Origin of the sequence: Burkholderia sp. L27(2015), assembly GCF_009765705.1 — a bacterium.
GTDB lineage: Bacteria > Pseudomonadota > Gammaproteobacteria > Burkholderiales > Burkholderiaceae > LMUX01.
The window spans coordinates 1-1,079 of sequence record NZ_LMUX01000053.1 but is presented as its reverse complement, the minus strand read 5'-3'; the positions used below and the strand labels follow the sequence as shown (position 1 = coordinate 1,079).

General features: G+C 59.9%; 2 protein-coding genes. Both read left to right on the top strand.

From position 1 onward, the window contains the following. Positions 1 to 378 (top strand): polysaccharide deacetylase family protein (locus tag GSQ77_RS29040; protein ID WP_174246524.1); only part of this gene is annotated, 378 nt, incomplete at its 5' end. Positions 379 to 781: 403 nt separating this feature from the next. Continuing rightward, on the top strand, positions 782 to 1,079 hold a 298-nt coding region (locus GSQ77_RS29035), incomplete at its 3' end, for a CocE/NonD family hydrolase (protein ID WP_301951196.1).

Below are 1,079 nucleotides of genomic sequence, written 5' to 3'. Positions count from 1 at the left end.
CAGCACCTCAATGGACTGAATCCAGTCGACCTGCAACAGCAGGTCGAGGGTTGCAGCGCACGCATCGCAAGCTTGACGGGGCATCGGCCATATTTCTTCCGACCACCGTTTGGTGAGACATCCATCCAGGTGGCACAAAGTGCGCAGTCGGCGGGTATGAAACAGGTGCTATGGAACGCCAACAGCGAAGACAGTTGGCTGAAGAAACCCGATCAAATCCTGAGTTGGGGTCTGGAGCAAACCGCAGACCGATCCATCCTCCTGATGCACGACCGACCCTCTACGGCGGTGGCACTCGATCGATTGCTGACCGCTTTGGAGCAACGCGGGTTTCGCTTCGTCCTGCCGATAGAGCGACCCTCGGCGGATCTTCAATAATCGGATCAGGTTCGCTGCCAGCGGCAGCCTGCTTCTCGTTCTGGCGTACATGGCTGTCTTGGCGCCATGGGCAACACCCTTTCCGCTTGCGCGTTTATCGTGTGCTGCGTTCACCAGCTGAAATCGCACCTGAAAGCATTCCATCGGCAGTTTGCCGAGCGGCTCTGGCCGCCGCCCCAGCTTTCCCGAAGAAGTAGTTACTTCCGGCCCTGCATTGTTGATTGCAGCCTGAAAGAGCGAGTCAGGACCCAGAGCCGCGTCGACCATCGCCCTACCGTGCAGGAAGTCATGGATAGGAAGCGGCGCGTCTTGCCGATAAAGTCGGCGTGTTGCGCAACCGCGCACGCAATCCACCTACCAGCGGGTTCGGCCATGGCGATGGCCACTCCGCATCGGAGCATCTATGCGCAAGTTGTCACTCACCGTTGCCTTTGCATTGTCTGCGTTGTTGTCCGGCAGCGTTCTGCAGGCGCAGACCGCACCGCTGACGCCGGACATTCCGGCGAGCTATACCGCACCCACGGGGAGCTACGACTACGTCAAGCGCGAGGTGATGATTCCGATGCGCGATGGCATCAAGCTGCACACCGTGATTGTGATACCGAAAGGTGCAACGCACGCACCGATCCTGCTCACACGCACACCCTACGATGCCAGCGGCCGCGTCGCGCGGATCGAGTCACCGCATATGCTGGCGGAGC